At 44.0% G+C, this 18053-nt stretch carries 16 protein-coding genes; 1 reads left to right on the forward strand and 15 read right to left on the reverse strand.

From position 1 onward, the window contains the following. Window positions 1-101: 101 nt before the first annotated feature. From rsgA to NSB28_RS21270, 12 genes are all read right to left on the reverse strand, one after another. The gene (rsgA, locus tag NSB28_RS21215; protein WP_109748510.1) at window positions 102-1127 is read right to left on the reverse strand and encodes a ribosome small subunit-dependent GTPase A; all 1026 of its coding nucleotides are present in this window, start codon (window positions 1125-1127) and stop codon (window positions 102-104) included. A 416-nt stretch (window positions 1128-1543) separates the two neighbouring features. Further along, the gene (locus NSB28_RS21220) at window positions 1544-2905 is read right to left on the reverse strand and encodes a putative ABC transporter permease (protein ID WP_109748511.1); all 1362 of its coding nucleotides are present in this window, start codon (window positions 2903-2905) and stop codon (window positions 1544-1546) included. 104 nt (window positions 2906-3009) lie between these two features. Further along, the gene (locus NSB28_RS21225; RefSeq protein ID WP_109748512.1) at window positions 3010-4086 is read right to left on the reverse strand and encodes an FUSC family protein; all 1077 of its coding nucleotides are present in this window, start codon (window positions 4084-4086) and stop codon (window positions 3010-3012) included. Between the two features lie 99 nt (window positions 4087-4185). Continuing rightward, complete coding sequence (locus tag NSB28_RS21230; protein ID WP_257497798.1) at window positions 4186-4629, reverse strand: MarR family winged helix-turn-helix transcriptional regulator; 444 nt, start codon at window positions 4627-4629, stop codon at window positions 4186-4188. Between the two features lie 166 nt (window positions 4630-4795). Continuing rightward, window positions 4796-5734 carry a N(4)-(beta-N-acetylglucosaminyl)-L-asparaginase gene (locus NSB28_RS21235; RefSeq protein ID WP_257497799.1) on the reverse strand — a complete coding sequence of 313 codons (939 nt, stop codon included), beginning with the start codon at window positions 5732-5734 and terminating at the stop codon, window positions 4796-4798. A 29-nt stretch (window positions 5735-5763) separates the two neighbouring features. Next, on the reverse strand, window positions 5764-6486 hold the full coding sequence (locus NSB28_RS21240) for a glucosamine-6-phosphate deaminase (RefSeq protein WP_109748514.1): 723 nt from the start codon (window positions 6484-6486) through the stop codon (window positions 5764-5766). Between the two features lie 51 nt (window positions 6487-6537). Continuing rightward, window positions 6538-7920: a family 4 glycosyl hydrolase gene (locus NSB28_RS21245; protein WP_109748515.1), complete on the reverse strand. Its 1383-nt coding sequence runs from the start codon at window positions 7918-7920 to the stop codon at window positions 6538-6540. 56 nt (window positions 7921-7976) lie between these two features. Then, window positions 7977-9116 carry a uroporphyrinogen decarboxylase family protein gene (locus NSB28_RS21250; RefSeq protein WP_109748516.1) on the reverse strand — a complete coding sequence of 380 codons (1140 nt, stop codon included), beginning with the start codon at window positions 9114-9116 and terminating at the stop codon, window positions 7977-7979. Next, window positions 9113-10186: a dienelactone hydrolase family protein gene (locus NSB28_RS21255; RefSeq protein ID WP_109748517.1), complete on the reverse strand. Its 1074-nt coding sequence runs from the start codon at window positions 10184-10186 to the stop codon at window positions 9113-9115. The genes NSB28_RS21250 and NSB28_RS21255 overlap by 4 nt, the downstream gene beginning before the upstream one ends. Window positions 10187-10196: 10 nt before the next feature. Next, window positions 10197-11087, reverse strand: a complete 891-nt coding sequence (locus tag NSB28_RS21260) for a carbohydrate ABC transporter permease (protein ID WP_109748518.1) — start codon at window positions 11085-11087, stop codon at window positions 10197-10199. 11 nt (window positions 11088-11098) lie between these two features. Continuing rightward, on the reverse strand, window positions 11099-12043 hold the full coding sequence (locus tag NSB28_RS21265) for an ABC transporter permease (RefSeq protein ID WP_109748519.1): 945 nt from the start codon (window positions 12041-12043) through the stop codon (window positions 11099-11101). A 152-nt stretch (window positions 12044-12195) separates the two neighbouring features. Then, a complete protein-coding gene (locus NSB28_RS21270; protein WP_257497800.1) occupies window positions 12196-13896 on the reverse strand; it encodes an extracellular solute-binding protein in 1701 nt (566 codons plus the stop codon). A 231-nt stretch (window positions 13897-14127) separates the two neighbouring features. Here NSB28_RS21270 and NSB28_RS21275 point away from each other — a divergent pair, with 231 nt between their 5' ends. Next, window positions 14128-15081, forward strand: a complete 954-nt coding sequence (locus NSB28_RS21275; RefSeq protein ID WP_109748522.1) for a helix-turn-helix transcriptional regulator — start codon at window positions 14128-14130, stop codon at window positions 15079-15081. Window positions 15082-15088: 7 nt separating this feature from the next. Here NSB28_RS21275 and NSB28_RS21280 read toward each other — a convergent pair whose 3' ends face one another. The 3 genes from NSB28_RS21280 to NSB28_RS21290 form a co-directional block, all read right to left on the reverse strand. Then, window positions 15089-15715, reverse strand: a complete 627-nt coding sequence (locus NSB28_RS21280) for a flavodoxin family protein (RefSeq protein WP_109748523.1) — start codon at window positions 15713-15715, stop codon at window positions 15089-15091. Between the two features lie 129 nt (window positions 15716-15844). Beyond that, on the reverse strand, window positions 15845-16897 hold the full coding sequence (locus NSB28_RS21285) for an RpnC/YadD family protein (RefSeq protein WP_330665418.1): 1053 nt from the start codon (window positions 16895-16897) through the stop codon (window positions 15845-15847). A 439-nt stretch (window positions 16898-17336) separates the two neighbouring features. Beyond that, window positions 17337-18053 carry a FadR/GntR family transcriptional regulator gene (locus NSB28_RS21290; RefSeq protein ID WP_109748524.1) on the reverse strand — a complete coding sequence of 239 codons (717 nt, stop codon included), beginning with the start codon at window positions 18051-18053 and terminating at the stop codon, window positions 17337-17339.

The raw sequence follows: 18053 nt of genomic DNA on the forward strand, positions 1-18053 counted from the left end.
CCTTCACGGAAATTTCAACAACATTCTGGGGTTCTTGCTGCAAGGCCCATGCCATGCAGTGCAAGATTACACATCTGCATCTATTCAATCCGTGTATTTACTTAATTACCGCGCTTTTTTCTGCTATACGCTTTATTGTGCTTCTGCATATCGTGAAAATATCCTGCCTTATTATTCGAAAATCTGGCTTCCCGCTTCAGCTTACAGTAGCTTGCCCACCTGCTCTCAGGCAGATCTCCGCTCTCCAATGCTTCCCTTACTGCACACCCAGGTTCTGACTGATGCCTGCAGTCACTGAACCTGCATCTTTCAAAATACTGCTCTACATCTGAAAAGCTCTGTCCCAGGCCCTTTGACACATCCCACATACCAAGCTCACGCATGCCTGGAGTATCAATAACCATCACACCTGATTTCAGCATAATAAGCTCCCTGTGTGTGGTTGTATGGCGGCCACGGCTGTCTTCCTCCCTGATCTCCCTTGTTTCCATTATCTCTTCTTTTGCAAGGGCATTTACAAGACTGGATTTTCCAACCCCTGAAGATCCCAGAAGCACTATAGTCTTTCCCGGCTTCAGATATCCCTCTAGTTCTTCCATGCCATATCCCGTTCTGGCACTTACCGCCACTATTCTTACCCCTGGTACTGTTTCAGCTGTCCTTCTTTCATATTCGGAAACCTCTTCTGTCAGATCTGCCTTTGTCAGCACTACCACAGGCTCCGCTCCTGACTGCCAGCTTTCTGTCAGATAGCGCTCCAACTTCCTGATATTATAGTCCTTATTCAAAGACTGTATTATGAATACATAATCAAAATTTGCTGCCACAGCCTGTTCTCCATGTCCTCCTGAAGAGGGGTCAAGACGCGTAAAGTACGATCTCCTCGGAAGTGTCCGCAGTATCCTGCTGTCACCTGAATCATTGTACTCAATCAGAACAAAATCCCCGACAGTAGGCCACGTTTCCGTACCATTGTAATAATTAGCCGCTTTTACCCGTCCAAATCCATATCCGTGTTCACTTACTAATTCATAACGCTCTTTATGCACTGCTGTGATACGGGCCGGTATTCCTCCATCCGTAACATCGGTGTTTATATCCGCGTATCCAAAATCCCTTATATTCATTTTCTAATCCTCCAAAGTTATTATATTACCTGACTTGTCTAAAAAAAGGCAGAAAAATACCGCGCTAAAGCAGCCTGATGTGGCTGTTTTAACGCGGCAAAACCGCACAGACAAAATATCTGCATGCAAACATGTCCGCATAGCACGCTGCCAGCGGAACTAAACAGTATTCACGAAAGGTTACTTATTACAGCACGGCCTGGCTGCCGTTCTGCCCTATTCACTTTTAACCGATTGCCACCTCTGCCTCTGCATATCTTGTCATAATGAACTCCTCCTTTCGACTGCTAAAAATTTATTTCAGTATATCATATCCCCCCATAAACAACAACTAATATTTTGTCCATTGTAACACGATCTTATTACTATTTACAGGCCGCTTGTCAATTTCATCATCACATGTACTAAGGGATGGATTACTCCTGAACTATCTTAGCATTTGGATAAATCCTTTCCATCCTCTCATCAGGAAAGTGACGGTCCAGGAAATCATCCAGGCCTGACAAACCACTGTTATTTCTATTCTGCTGCCCTTCCTGCACAATATCTGACGGCTGTGTATTTCTCACATTATATCTTGCAAGCGCAAGAGATGAGACTGACATGTTAAATATCATAAAGACTGCCAAAAGATTACACATTATTTTTCCAAACCGTACAGGCAGACGCTCTATTAATCCTGACAGATGCGGATAGACTTTTTTAATCCAGATGACAGACGCTATCCCCCAGAAGAAACAGTAAAGAAGGTTGATCCTGCCTCCCAGATTAAACATGAAATCACTGTAATCCCAGAATACTGTTCCAAAAACCAGTTCTGTAAAGACACTGCATATGTATTCATAAGCGCCGCCTAAAATAGTCCCGGCTGTAAAAATATATCCGTCACTCTTGTCCTTGTAGCGGTAAAGCACGGCAGTCAGCAGCATGCATCCGATTCCCCATACTATACTGAACGGTCCATAAACGACACTGCTACGGCTCATCAGCTTCCCCGATGTCAAAAGGCAGAAAATCGTCTCAATGATATCACCCAGAAATGCACCGATAAAGAACAGGCATATCAGCTTGTAATATCCGCATCCCTCAGCGAATACCTTCTGCTTTTCCTCTTTAAGGGCTTTTTCCTTTGCCAGCTCTTCCTCATCCAGATTGGGGAACGAATCCTCCATACGCCTCTGGATATACCTTGTGATGGAATTTTCCAAAATACCTGATATACTTTTAAGATTCTCTGTAATATCAGATACGCGCTGCAGTTTCTTCTGCAGGCCCCAGATCGCCAGGGAGGAACCTACTGCATCCAAAGCCAGCAGGCCTATGAGCACAGATACAAGTATCACTCCCGGCAGATGCGGGATTATCCTGATGATCCCCTGCAGGAATGGATTTACAAAGCAGACAAGAAGGACCGCTGAAATTCCCCAGATAACAGAATATCTCAGACAAATGTATCCGTCAAAGTTGAACTTCTGTCCGGAATAGTCCCACCATTTCCGCCCAAATATCTTCTCCAGCAAAACACCCGTAAAAAATTCCACCAGTGAGGCGAGAATAGCGCCTCCCAGAAACAGGAAGAACAGGCTGTCCTTCAGCTCGGGCAGAAAAATGGCAAATGCCACCGCACCTGTCCCATATATGGGACACAGCGGTGCCGTGACAAACCCCCTGTTTACGAATTTTTTTCTCTTTGCAGCTGCGCTGCACACCTCCAGACACCAGCCAACAAAGGAATATATCAGATAAAACCATACCAGCTCATATAAAGAGTATACCATGTTCATCTCCTTTCTTTTATTCCACTTCACATTTTATGCCCATATACAGCTCAAAATGGCACGCAGTTTTGCTGTATTTAAATATTCAGGATAAACTCACCAGCCTATACTGTCCCTTTCAGCACATCCCTGTCATCCGAAAATTTAACGAACCATGCAGCAACCTTCTGAAATACTGTATTGAAAAGTAAGGAATACAGAGACGCAAACACATTCGTCCCTATCCTCAGTATAAGAGCTGCCTCTAAACCAAATATACTTGCCGCCACCGCCAGCGCCCCAAATGTATTAAATACTGTCTGCCACGCATAACCGGCCGAATAGCCTACACCGATCCCTCCTATCAGCCCGATAAACGGATATATGCTCTCAGGCAGTATCCGATACATCAGCAGAAAGATAAGGCATCCAAGAATATTAAACGGGGCCCGCCTCTTTACCCTGTACTCCATGTCTTTTGCAAACGGAAGCATTACGGACATAGAAGCAATACCTACCCACATAATACGCGGCATATGGAGCAATGATGCGATCAGCATCGCTGTCGATACCCCCAAGGTCAGTCTCAGGTACCAGCCTGAACGTGTGGAACGCAGATCAAACTCCCTGAACAGGTCAAAGAATTTTCTCTTATACGTCCTGTCTCTGTGATCTATATAAAATACAACGGCGCAGACTACAGCCCCTGCTGCCAGTCCTGCAAGCCTCATATAGTAATCGTGTCCTGTCACATCATAGCCCTGCAGAAGAAGGTATCCCAGTACAAAAGTAGACTGGTTTGACATAAGTACATTATGGCATCCCAGCACCATGATCCCAAGAATACAGACCACATTTACAAGAAAGCCCCAGTACGGACCTGCCATGTTAGATATTCTCGGACCTGCCGCCAATATCCCAAAAATCAGAAAGACTGCACATACCCCGTGTGATGTCCTGATCCCAAAATCCACCTGCCTCAGTACCATCAGCGCCAGAAGTACGGTGACGCCCGCCACACTGTTGGCAGATCCGAATATGCTGCTGTAGAAAGTGACTACCGCAATACAAAAGGCCACAACAAGATATACCTTCACATTATAGATCAATATATGCCTTCGTCTCTCTTTCTTGTCTTCAGTACTTTTAATCAGCTGCTTTGACCCGGCTGAATTCAATTGTAATTCCTGATAAAATGTCAAAAAAATTCCTCCTTCTATTATTTTTTACATTATCGTGCGCAGCACGCCCATCCGTTAGGATCTAAATTATGGGATGCACGGAGGTGTATACATTATTCTTTATACACTGCTTTTTTCAATCATACTTTCATTTGCCTTATAGATCAGCTCCATCAGCTGGTTAAAATCCTCTTCTCCCAGATTTCTCTGCAGCTCATAGATAGGTCCCAGGTAGTAATAGCACATGCTCTCCAGCTCCTGCCTTCCCTCATCCGTGATTTTAAGGAAGTAGCTCCTTTTATCCTCCCGGCTGTACTGCTTCTCCACCAGTCTCTTTCCTGTAAGGCTGTCTATCAGCCTGCTGACTATTGTCTTACTGACTCCCATCGCATGGCTCAGTTCCAGCGGCGTTAATGGTTCCAAAGCAAGCGCTGTGCGGAACAGCATATCTACTTCCTGTGCAGATGTCAGCGCCCCTTTCCGGGCCTTCCTTACATACAGGCTGGAAAACAATCTGACAGCCCCCAGCTTCTCCATAGCCTCCAACCACTTCTCATCCTTCACAGCCACTTCCTCCCTGACTTATTATATTTAATCAGTTTTTAGTTTACTTTGTAAACTACATGGTATAATACTATTAAATTACAGGAAAGTCAACCATAAATACTTAATTAATTTCATATCCGATAACAAAAATATGCTGGCGGGACAGAGGCGCAGACACAGTGGTCTAATCGCCTCCATATTCTTCCCACCTCACATCATCCGCCCGCATGATTCTCCTGTTTCCCCTGGTGTTTACTGCTGCCAGCACCTCACACTTTCCTGAACTGCTTCCGGCTGTGAACGGAAATATTTTCAGATTTGTGGCTGCTCCGATATTACCATTCTTATCCATTGCTATTACAGACATGCTTCCAGCTTTATGATTTCTGCTTTCCAACTGCCTGATATGATCATCCAGGGCCTCCTGGCAGGCAGATTGGACATCCTGGCCTCTGCGCATTCTTCCCACAATTTCATAAGAAAGACAGCCCTTCATGATATCTTCTCCCACGCCAGTAGCAGCAGCGCCTCCGGACAGGGAATCCACATAAAAGCCTGAACCTATAACAGGGCTGTCTCCCACACGTCCCGGATGTTTCAGAAAGAGGCCTGATGTAGATACTCCGCAGGCCATCCTTCCCATATCATCCCGGCCAATGATACAGACTGTATCGTGCTCTTTATAGGCCTCCAGCGGATTTTGCCCCTTTCCGCGAAGTATTGTATTCTCATATTTTATTTTGGCTGACGAGGCAAGCATTTCGCAAATTGTAAATCCGTTACTCCTTGCAAATTCCACAGCCCCTTCCCCGGCCAGAAAACAGTTTCTGCGGTATTTACTCAGCCTGTGGGCCACTTCAACAGGATTTTTGATATTCCGGACAGCCATAACACCTCCTGCATCCAGTGTTTCCCCATCCATAAAAGCAGCGTCCAGTTCAACTGCTCCATCTTCATTCGGCAGTCCCCCATAGCCTACAGAGCTATATGCTTCATTATCTTCCACATTTTTTACAGCTTCAATAACTGCCTTACAGATATCTCCATCTTTCCTCAGCAGTTCCATTCCTTCCCTTACTCCATCTATGGACATTTTCCAGGTAGCGATCATGTTCCATCTCATACTTTGTCCTCCCCCAGTCAGAAAGTTCATTACTCTAAAAGAGTACCTGCTTCATCATCAATAATAATTGTGACATGTTCATGGCGGCGCAATACAGATGCCGGGACCATTTCTGTAATTTCGCCCTCTATGGCTGCTTTTACTGCCCAAGCCTTGCTTTTTCCCGATGCAGCCAGCACAATATGCCTGGCTGCAAGGATATCCTTAATCCCCATAGTATACATCTGGGTAGGAACCTGTTCATCCTGAAGGCCAAATAACTCTTTTGTCGCCCTCATGGTAGAGGCACAGCTGTCAGCTACAAATAAGGCAGAGTTAAATGAAGTACCCGGCTCATTGGCGCCTATATGCCCATTTGTCCCAAGGCCCAGAAGCTGGATATCTCTTACATATTCTCCAAGTATTTCACCATACCGTTTCAGCTCCAGCTCCTGATCCGGTGCCTCCCCATTCAGCCCGTATATTTCCCCTGGTTTTACAGACAAGCGGCTATAGAAATGGTTATCCATAAAGGCTGATACGCTGTATGGCATATCACGCCTTCCTACATATTCGTCCAGATTCAGGCAAATGCATTTACTTATATCAAGTCCCGCGTTGACTGCGTCTGCAAGCTTTTCCAGAAATTCTTCAGGTGTTTTCCCTGTGGTAAAAGACAGCACAGAATCGGGTTTGCTCCTTATCTGGCCGGCAAAGATCTTTACCAGCATATCAGACATATCATGATAATCTTTTACTCTTATCAGTTCCATTTTTCTTTGCCTCCACTCTTATAGTCCATTCCAAATGTCAGTATTTTGTAACTATTCAGTATAATACCCCAGATATTTAGAAGTTCCCCTAACCATTCCCTCAAACAACTCTTCAGCCTCCTTTATCGGCAGGCAGACAAGAGCCTCGCTGGCAAATGCTTTAAAGGCAGGTTTGAGGGACTGTTTCATACATGCCTCTACGACTGCATTCTGTGTATAGATATGGGGCCTTGTCAGCTCCATTATGTTCTTTTCCATGTCTCCTGTTACTACAGGCCTGACACTGTTGCATGAAAATACTGCATTTGTCTCTACTACCACACCATCTTCTATATTTCTGATCTGTCCGCGGTTGGGCATATTTACATTAGTAATGTAAGAGCCAAGTCCCGCTATGGCTTTCATCTGGCGTACCCCTTCTTCCCCGGATGGCTCTATTTTTACTTCTTCTTCGCCGGAGACTCTTTTTCTGCTTTTCTCCAGCAGCTTTTTCAGATTTTCCTTCCTCCAGCTGACCGGTGTCAGTGAAAATTTATATCCTTTTACCACCTCCGGATCCTTCAGGTACCAGCCCGGACAAAATTCTGCCAGATGCCTGTCGCCTGCTGCGGCTATCAATCCAAATCTTCTGAATAAATCAAACTTAACACAATTGGCATTTGCAAAGTAGCTGTTCAGCCAGCTCCTGCCCTCTTCATACTCCAGACCGTCACGGTATTTGTCTGCTGCCTTTGCATAGAGAGGAAACAAATCTTTTCCTTTATACGCCGCTTCTTTTATCCACGTAAAGTGATTCAGGCCCTGTACATTGACTTCTATCTCACGCCTGTCTATCTTATCCACCCCGTATTCTGTTTCCGCCAGATGTGCAAGCAGCTCCTGTGTCCCAAATACTTCATGGCAGCATCCGAATGCTTTTATGTCCGGAAAAACTTCATACAGCATCCTGACACAAGCCCCCATAGGATTTGTATAATTGATGACCCATGCATCAGGAGAGACTTCTTTTATGGCATTGGCAATCTCCACATACATAGGCAGTGTCCGAAGTGCCCTGAATATCCCACCCGGGCCGGCGGTGTCACCTACCGACTGATATATTCCATATTTTTCCGGGTAATGAACATCGTATTCCATTTCCTCAAATGTACCAGGCAGGATAGAGATAACAACAAAATCTGCCCCCTGGAGTGCTTCCCGCAGATTCCCGCAGGCATGGTAACAGAAATTCTTCTCTCCCCCCGCTTCCTGAAGGCGCTCTCCTATTATTACATTGTTCCGGGCCGCCTCTATATCAATATCATACAAGGTCACTGTGCCGCTCATCTGGTCTTCTACAGCCAGATCACTCATAAGATTCCATGCCCAACCTCTTGAGCCTCCCCCTATATAAGTGATCTTCACATCTTCTGCTCTATCATTTTTGATATACATCCCTCTGCTCCATTTCTGCCCCTCGGCCCAATCTCTAAGAATATATTAATTAGTGCTTAATACCATCCTCTTTTTCTCACCAGCTCCAGCGCATGCAGATAATTCTCAGTCCTGGCCCCATACTGCACGGAATTTGTAGAACCGAAAATATATCCGCCCCCCGGCATGAGCAGCTCCAGGTTCCCGCATACTTCCCTCTCCACATCTTTTAGAGTACCGGTAATTAATGTCTCACACTGTACTCCTGTCCACATGGTAAGCCTGTCTCCGTATTTTTCTTTCACAATCTTATTATCCATGCCTGCGCTTACCTGAATAGACTGATATCCTTTATATCCTGTCTTTACAAAGTCATCCATGATTTTCCAGATATTGCCGCAGCAGTGATAAAAAGGTATCATACCGGCATCTGTAATCTGTGTATTTACATGTGTGATAACTGGCATAAAAATTTCCCTTATACTGTCCGGATTGTAAATACACCCTGTATTCATCCCGAAATCCTGTCCCTGCATCATGATATCCACACCTTTTTTAGCACAGTGTTCAATCAGTTTCTGGTTATATGCGTAGCAGACCGGCCTCAGCTTTTCTATTTCTTCGGGAACGGATGCCGTAAGCATTAGATCTGAATTGAAATTGCCGCCAAAAGAACGGAATAACGGAGTATAGATATCAATGCTCCTGCACAATATTGCCCTGTCTTTTCCAAAACGGTCACAGCAGTAGTCTATCAGCTCATACTGGGAATCATCTATCGCCTCTACAGCGGCCATTGCCTTTTCTATATCCTCTTCTGTGATTTCGTCTTTTCCTTCCCGTTCTGTCACATCCATGATGGAGTCATTGCTGGCTGCATATTTATAGATATTCCCATTCCTGTCTTCCCATGTCCCCGGCGCTATTTCCTTTGGCTTTTCATCCACATGGTGATTCTTAGACGGAACCAGTTCAACCGTAACAATATCATAATCCAGCTTCTCTATCAGCGCCGCATAATCTTCAATCATGCTCCCCACTACCTCATCCCGGCGGTTATCCCAAAGTGCCAGCGTCGTATCCCGGCGGTTACGCCAATATGTATGTTTTCCTATGATTTTTGAGACATGGTCGTGGTCGATCCCCCATTCCCCGACAGGCACCCTGTCCGGCTCTTCATGTCTAATCGTCTTTAAAACCCTTTCTTTTGATGTCATTTTCCTTCCTCCATCTTTGGCGGCATGTGGGATATCATCCACTGATACGCCTTATCTCCATGCCATTTATGCTCACCTTCAAAAATGTCATGATACAGATTATCTTCTTTCCCGAAAAGCTTCATTGCTTTTCTTACTTTTTCAATCTGCGGCAGGACATTTCCCAGACCATCTTGTCCATTCAGAGAATCTTTGTTCCCAGTCTCTATGAGTACAGGCCTTGGACTTATTAATGCCCCTATATCCCCTATATCCGCAGTCTTCCAGAGATTAGGGACGTAATTACAATGGCAGTTATAATTAATCAGCAATGACTGCAGATATCCATAGAAATATCCGCTGATTATGCAGCACTCAATCCTGACATCCATGGCTGCCAGCATGAGAGACTGCATACCACCGCCTGACAATCCTGCACATACCACATGTCCGTTTACACATTCACATGAAAGTGCAAAATCCGCCAGCCGCATCAGATCCCAGACCCACATGCCAATTACAGTCTGCCCCAGTGACATCGCCATCACGTTCAGATATGCACAGGAAGATGACAGCAGCTTTTCCGGTTCATCCCCCTGGTCGTATTTTTCCCGCCTTTCCCCGAATCCCCTTGCGTCAGGCGCGAACACGATATAACCCCTTCTGGCAAATTCTTCACCATAATTATAGTTGTAATCTTCTATTGTCCCGGCGACTGCCGTTTTTTCCCGCACACCGGCTACAGCCTCCTTGCCGCAGCTTGAATGCCCATGACAGGCAATCAGGGCCGTCCTTTTTTCCCCTTTGTACACGCCGGATGGAATCAGCATATAGAACGGCATTGTGATATCCTCTTCCGTATCTATCAATATCTTTTTTCTCACATATCCATCACACGCAATCTCTTCTGCTACCCTGGGTCTGGGAGGGCATAGTGTCATCTGGTCCGTTCCCATCAGTTCGTTTAGTTTTAACCTGAGAGATTCACTCCATGCCCCAAACTCAGCTGTATCTGAAGCGATAAATTCATGGGTGCGCTTTGTATTTGCGAAAATCCTTTCGAAATGTTCCTGTGCCGTATAGTATTTCATGCCTTCCTCCTTATTCTTTAATAGAACCGATCATGACACCCTTGACAAAATATTTCTGGACAAATGGGTAAACAGCCAGGATCGGAAGTATGGTCACAATGATGACCGCATATTTTAATTGCTGGGTAGCAAGGCTGCGTTCAAAACCTCCCATTGATGAGCCTCCCATTGATGACTGGGTATTAGATAGAATCAATATCTTTCTTAAATACATCTGGATTGGGTGCAGCTTTGCATCCGGCAGATACATCATTGCCGCAAAGTAGGCGTTCCACTGGCCTACTGCATAAAACAAGGTCATCACTGCAATGATCGGCTTTGACAATGGTATAAATATCTGCGCGAACACCCTGTATGGAGATGCTCCGTCAATAGAAGCCGCTTCTTCCAGTGTCTCAGGAATACTCTCAAGGAAACTCTTGCACACGATCAGATTCCAGGCACTGATCAAATACGGAAAGATACATGCCCATCTTGTATTATATAATCCAATCTTATTGATAAGCAGGAACATAGGTATCATCCCGCCGCTGAAATACAGCGTAAACATAACGAAAAGCATCAGTTTTTTTCTCAGGAAAAATCTTCTCCTTGATAAGGGATACGCCGAGATCATCGTCAGGATCACACTGCTTATTGTCCCCACCACGGTATACCAGAGGGTATTTCCATAGGCTCCCCAGATCTCTTTATCTTCAAATACCAGCTTGTAGGCCTGGGTTGAAAAACCCTTCGGCAGGAAAAATATATCATTTACGGCCACATGCTCCGGCCCGCTGATGGACATACTCACTGTATATACCATAGGATATAGTGCTGCAAAAGTACATATAATCACAAAAATATATACACATACCATGAAAACCCTGTCATTCGTATTCTGCTTTTTTACTTTCTTCATAGGTTTCCTCCTTACCACAATGAGGTGTCACTGAATTTTCTGCTAAACCAGTTGGCCCCTACGATAAATACCATATTGATAACAGAATTGAACATGCCGATCGCTGTACCAAAACTATAATCTGCCTGCACGATACCTCTTCTATATGTATAAGTAGAAATCACGTCGGCTACCTCATAAGTTGAGGGCGAATACATTAATATGATCTTTTCAAATCCCACACTCATGATATTGCCCATATTCAATACAAGCATAATAATGATCGTCGGAATGATACAGGGCAGCGTTATGTGCAGCATCTGCTGAAACCTGTTCGCCCCGTCCACTCTTGCGCTTTCGTACAGGGCAATATCCACTCCAGCCAGTGCTGCCAGGTATATAATGGAGTTCCATCCAAACGTCTGCCAGATATTAGTAGCAATATATAAAAACCTGAAATATTTTGGCTCAGTCATAAAGCTGATCGGGTCTTTTCCCGTTATCATAGAATATATCTGGTTAATAATGCCTGTGGTAGGTGATAAAAAATTACTCAGCAGCCCTACTATAACCACTATGGATATAAAATACGGCATATAGCTGATTGTCTGGACAACCTTTTTAAATTTTCTGGATCTTATTTCATTTACTGCCAGTGCAAAAACGATAGGAAACGGAAAGCTCCAAATTAACGAATACAGTCCTATTAAAAAAGTATTTTTCAAGAGTCTTGGAAAAAATGGATTTTTAATTACCTGTATAAAATTATCAAGTCCCACAAATGGAGAGCCTGTAATTCCCAGAGCCGGCTTGTAATCTACAAATGCCAGCAGCAGACCTATCATTGGCAGATAGGCAAAGATTAAAAAGAATAAAATCATTGGAATACACATTACTAATAAATGTCTGTCTCTGTAGATAAGCCTCTTCAAAGGTATTTTAGGCCCCTTTACTGCTGTCTCCCGTGCTTTTTTCATATCATACCCCTTTCTGCGTAATCAGGAACACAACTGCACACAGCTGCGTATCTCCAAGGGTTCCCACATGGGAATCCCATGTGGGAATAAAGTCCGGAGCGCACATGCGCTCCGCTTTAAACCCTGCTGTTTTTTTGTATATCAGGACATGATCATCCTTCTGTTCCCAAAAACCTTTCATAGGCAGTCTGATGAACTTCCAGCAGCTCCCCAAGCCCATAGGATTCCACTGTTGCCACATAATCTTCAAAATTATCTAATGACTCTTTTCCTTCTATGAATTTAATAGCCATCTCATCACAATATGTCTCTATATTTGTTTCATATTCTGACCTGATAGAGTTCTCTTCATCAGTAAATGGAAGGGCTGCCTTCGTCCCATTGTTCGGGAATGGCTGTACCACCTGATCTGCTGTAAAGCTGTTTCCAAATTCAATGATTTCAGGCTGGTCTGCCCAGAGTACTTCATATCCTTCTTTTGCCTGAGGATAAGGCAGCTGGCCCCATGCTCCCAGAGAACGAAGATATTCCTGCGCTCCGATTCCGTCCGAATTATTTGTAGCCGTTTCTGTCAGAGTGATCTTTCCATCATCAGACTTTGCATAGCTGACACCTTCGATACCAAAATTAGTCAGGGCAACACCCTCTGCTGACAGAGTCTGGAAATCCAGCCATTTCATTGCCAGTTCCGGATTCTTACAGTCTTTAGAAATCGCTGCTGTCTTCCAGACTGACCACCTGTTAACAATCAGGGATTCGCCATCCGGATTTTGGATTGGTTTTACGGGCACCCAGTTGGCATCATCCACTCCTGCTGTTTTTAAATTCGCATTATATGTACCTATATTTGACATCCAGTCACTGCACAGGGCGCCAAGCAGGTCCCTGTTAATTTTTTCTGTTGTCCTGTCATACGCTGCCATTGAGTATTCGGGATCAAGAAGGCCCTCTGCATAAAGCTTATTCAGGAATTCCAGGGTTTTCTTAAATTCCTCTGTAGTATCCTTAAAATAGATTTTTCCTTCATCATCCACATCCCAGCGGCACTCTGCATTGCCGGAACGGTATAGTCCAAATGCTTCCCCAAAGCGGTAGATATCACGTACATTAAATGTGGCAGTAAGAGGGATCTCATCTGCTTTTCCGTTCCCGTTTGGATCCTGTGTCTTAAATGCTTTTAAGACATTATACCAGTCGTCAAGTGTCTCCGGCATATCAAGGCCCAGCTTGTCCAGCCAGTCCTGGCGTATCATAGAGACATTCAGGCAGAGGTTTGCCCCCGGATCTGTCAGTTCTCCTGTTTCCATTTCCTCCGCTGTATTTACAAACCCTTCCCCGAAGCCAGGGTAAGCATATATATTCCCATCCGCAGATGTAATACCTGACCTCACAACAGGATATTTATCCATGAGCTGGTTCAGATAATAAGCATTTTCTTCAATCAGGTCATTCAGCGGCATTGCGATCCCATCATATCCAAGCTGGTCTGCATTAGCCTCCCATGGAATCACGAATATATCCGGAAGGTTCTGGCCTGATGCCAGCCTTGTCCCCATTACCTGGTCATAATCATTGATCGGTATAACTTCCCAGTTGATCTTGACTCCCGTAAGTTTTTCAAATTCCTGGTAAACAGGCAGGTTATCATTATAGCTTTTTGTTGCATACCAGTTATCCATTGTAGCTATGGTCAGTGTCTCCGTACCTTCTTCTGCCAACGGCAGTACAGGTTTTTCCGCACGGCTCCCTGCGGCCTCTGCCCTGATGGAAACACCCCCAATTCCTCCGGCAGCCACCATGCTCAGAGCCATAGTCCCGGCTATAATGCCTGATAATCTTTTGTTCTTTCTCATTTGAATACCTCCTCTTTGTTTTGCATTTTGCATAGTTTTTTCCCCGCATACATCTCTTTTTTGTTCATCTTGTATACGTACATTATATTAATATTTTCACTTCCTGTCCTAACGTATCTTGCATATATTCCCATTATTTAACATATATTGACATATTTTCTTTATTGTTAAAATATGTTATACTTTTGATAAGTTTTTTATCTGATAACCATTTTTTGAAAGGACATTTTCATGGAGCGTACACCTGATAAAAATAAACAAATCCAGAGCTTAGCCCCCGGAAGTGGTATAACACCAGATTATCATGACCTGGTAAGCAATTTTGAATTATCGTACAAAGCCACTCCTTCCACTGAGCAGCTGACTTCCCTGATCCATTATCATGAGTGTTTTGAGCTGATCCTTTATGTTTCTGCAGATATAGAGGCATATATTGACGACACCCACTATAATTTGCACACTCATGATGTATTAATCGTCCCTCCCAGAAAGCTCCACAAAATTGTCTATCCCCAACCCCAGAATTACATCCGCTATGTATTTTATTTTACAGGAGAGCATATAGAAAAAGCCTTTGACTCCCACAAGGCATCAAAGGCTCTTAACTTGTTTATGGACCAGACTTATCAAAAGGCATCTCTGTCTGTACGTGAATTTCTCCGTATTAATTATATTATGCGGAATATGTATGAACATATTTCTGAGGATCAAAAACAGGATATGCATCTGCTTAATACATACTCATCTTTAATCCTGCAGGAGCTGTACATTATTTTTGTCAGCCGTCCCCCTGCTGATACGACTAATAAAATACTATCTCCGGTGGAACAGATTTTGAAATATATAAATGATCATTATTCAGAAAATATTACTTTAGAAGAGCTGGAAGAAAAATTCTATCTAAATAAATCTTATATCTGCAGGATCTTCCGCAAAACAATGGGGATCTCCCTTATTAATTACATACAGCATAAGCGGATACTGGAGGCCCAGCAGATGCTGCTGACTACTGATGCCTCCATTATAAATATCAGCCTGGAATGCGGTTTTAGTAATCTGCAGCATTTTTACAGGGTCTTTAAAAAGATGACAGACCTGACCCCCAATGAATACAAGAAAAACCAGTCCCGCACGAAACTGGGGCAGCCCATACTCCTGCAGTCATTCAAAGAACAACAGACATGACCGCCCTTTACCGTATAAAGTTTGTCCTGAACGCCCTCTCAGCATTGGGAGCTTCAAAGCCTTTTTCCCGTCCTGCCTCTATACATTTCAGCAGCCACGCCATATTTCTGCCCAGATTACGCATAACCTGAAGGCCCTCCTTGTCCTGATGGACTTCCTCAGGTGTGTTTCCGTGGACCATATTCCAGTAGGAAGAAGATACTACAGGCATCTGTGCAATAGTAAAATACTTATTCAGCACATCCAGTGACGCTGTCGTACCGGCTCTTCTTGCTGAGGCCACAGCCGCTCCCGGTTTATGTGCAAATGCAGATGAGCCTGCATAAAAGAGCCTGTCAAGAGCAGACAGTACACGGCCGCTGGGATGAGCATAATACACAGGAGTTCCAAATATAAATCCGTCAGCCTGCTTTGCTTTATCCAGGATCTCATTTATACTATCATCATAAAATACACAGGCTCCATCCTTTTTTGAGCATCCTCCGCACCCTATGCAGTCACGTATGGGCCCATTTCCAAGCTGTACGATCTCTGTCTCAATTCCTTCTTTCTTCAGTACCCCTTCTACCTCTTCCAGAGCGGTGTATGTACACCCATTCTTGTGAGGACTGCCGTTTAACAACAATACTTTCATTTTCAAAACTCCTTTCTTTTATTATATCAAACATCTCTTCATTATATCACTCAACATCGTCCTGTCCACGGCCTCCCTGTCACCTGTTCCAGCATTGTACACACATAGATCTGGCCGTCATACGCTGACTTATCTGTTCTTTTCTCCGCTGTTTTCTCTGATGTCTGCTAAATATTTATATACCTCTTTCTCAAACTCCTCAACAGACACGGCCCGCGCTGCCAGCCTGTTCCAACGCTTCAGGATCTCATAATCTTCCTGGTCTCTTATTATATTTTCCAGTTCTTGAGGCACTTCACCATACTCACTCAGCAGTTCCAGTATAATTTCCTGTCTTCCTTCAAGTCTGCCTTCTTCCCTTGTCTGCCTCATATGTTTCTCTTCATCGTACTCGAAAATACTCACACTCTTCGCCTCCGTTCTGTTATTTCGCAGGAACTCTGCAAGTACATCACTCTCAATGCACTCTTTAATTGACCTCTCAACAGCTTCTTCAAGGCCCATTACTTTTGCATACCCTCTCACCTTATCCACGTAAATACTATAATCTCTTAATGTTTTACATTGCTCCATCAATCTTTTATTGTGGCCGGCATTAATATTAAGCATAATCGCCTTCAATTCCAAAAACACTTCTTTATCCTGCATTTCATAGATATCTGAGAGCTTTAGAATCTGCCTGTCTGGCTGCTCAGAAAGACCATTATAAAAGATAACAAAACATGGCGTCGGCAGTTTAATTGGCTTACTGCCGTACAAATTAAAATCCTTAATCATTTTTGAATATATATTTGAAATATACATCAGATATCTTAGTGGCAGATTAGGATTATACGTGGACTGATGCTCATAAAGAGCCAGTCTTGAATCAATAAGAAAAGACAGATCATTGCGCATTGACATATAAATAGCATTTTCCAGCGTATTGATAGTCAGTTTCTCAGGATCATCATACCATGTTCCATTCACTGCATTATACAGTTCTAATAACTCCTTTTTACTGCTGAATATCATCTCAAATAGCCTGGACTTATATGTCCGGTTTAGAGGTAACTCCTTATCGCTGTACACCACTCCAGTTGACGTCTCCTCTAAATAAACACATTGTGTTTTATTTTCTGCTGGCCGACATGTATTCGATGCCTCATTATAAGTTACACTTTCCTTGCTTTCTTTTTTCATATTATAGCCTCCTTTTCTCTGACAGGAGGCTGCAAGGCTGAATTTCTGCCCTTTCGTTGTAAAACCTCTCTGCCTATTAATATTGGATTTTATAAGCATTGAGATTTCCTTAGATGCCGGTAGGCAGAAATGATATCAGATACGGCACAGCCGCAAGATAGAAATTGGAACAAAATGCTTTGACTATATTTTACCACAGGAGTATTGTCAGCGCCAGATATATTTATATATTCTGAACAGGAACAAGCAGGGTTACTGTTCACTCCGTGACCAGTAACACGCTCCGCGATGCACAGAAACGGCAAAAACTGCCGTTTCGCGCTGCAACCCTCGGGATTTTCGTGCAAATACGCACGAAAACACCTCGCGGGATAGTGACGTGTGAACAGGAACAAGCAGGGCACCCAAGCGCCCCGCTCATTAGATGTTTTTTTTGTAATTATTCAACAGTGCTGTGAATATTCCCATTACTTTCTGTTTCATTAGCCGCCGCATGTTCCTTCACTTTGTAGAGGTGATAGTTCATCCTCTCTCTGGCCTTTTCTGTATCGCGTTCCATGATCGCCTCGACGATACGTCTGTGCTCTTCATTGATTTCTTCTAAACGTTTTTTCTGTCTGCTGGATTTTGTCTTTAATTCATCGATGACATCATAGTACATGTCAATAAAATTGACAAAGACAATGTTCCTTGACAGCTCTGCCAGGCGGTAATGGAAGTAGTAATCCGGTGAATGCTCACTGCCTCTCTCCACAGGATTCTGCACCAGCTCCATCAGCTCTTCTATCTCTTCATCGCTGGCCAATGCTATGACCTTTTCAACCACCTTAGCCTCAAAGCTCTCCCTCACCTCAATCAGATCCATTACAGTGGCCTCTTTTACCGATATTTCCCTGCTCCCGCGGATCACGTCCATCACATCCTGGGCAATAAAAGTACCCTCTTTTGGCTTCCTGTAAATTATCTTGCGGGCCTGCAGGATGGTAAGCGCCTCTCTTAATATCCCCCGGCTCACTCCCAGGCTGAATGCCAGCTCCGGCTCGCTGGGCAGGCGCGCTCCAGGTTCAAGCTCTCCGCTCTTTATATTATCCATAATCTGGTTTATAACTTTATCCGACAGCCTTTCATTCGGTATGGATGAGAATTTCATGCTCAT

Origin of the sequence: Murimonas intestini, assembly GCF_024622195.1 — a bacterium.
GTDB lineage: Bacteria > Bacillota > Clostridia > Lachnospirales > Lachnospiraceae > Murimonas > Murimonas intestini.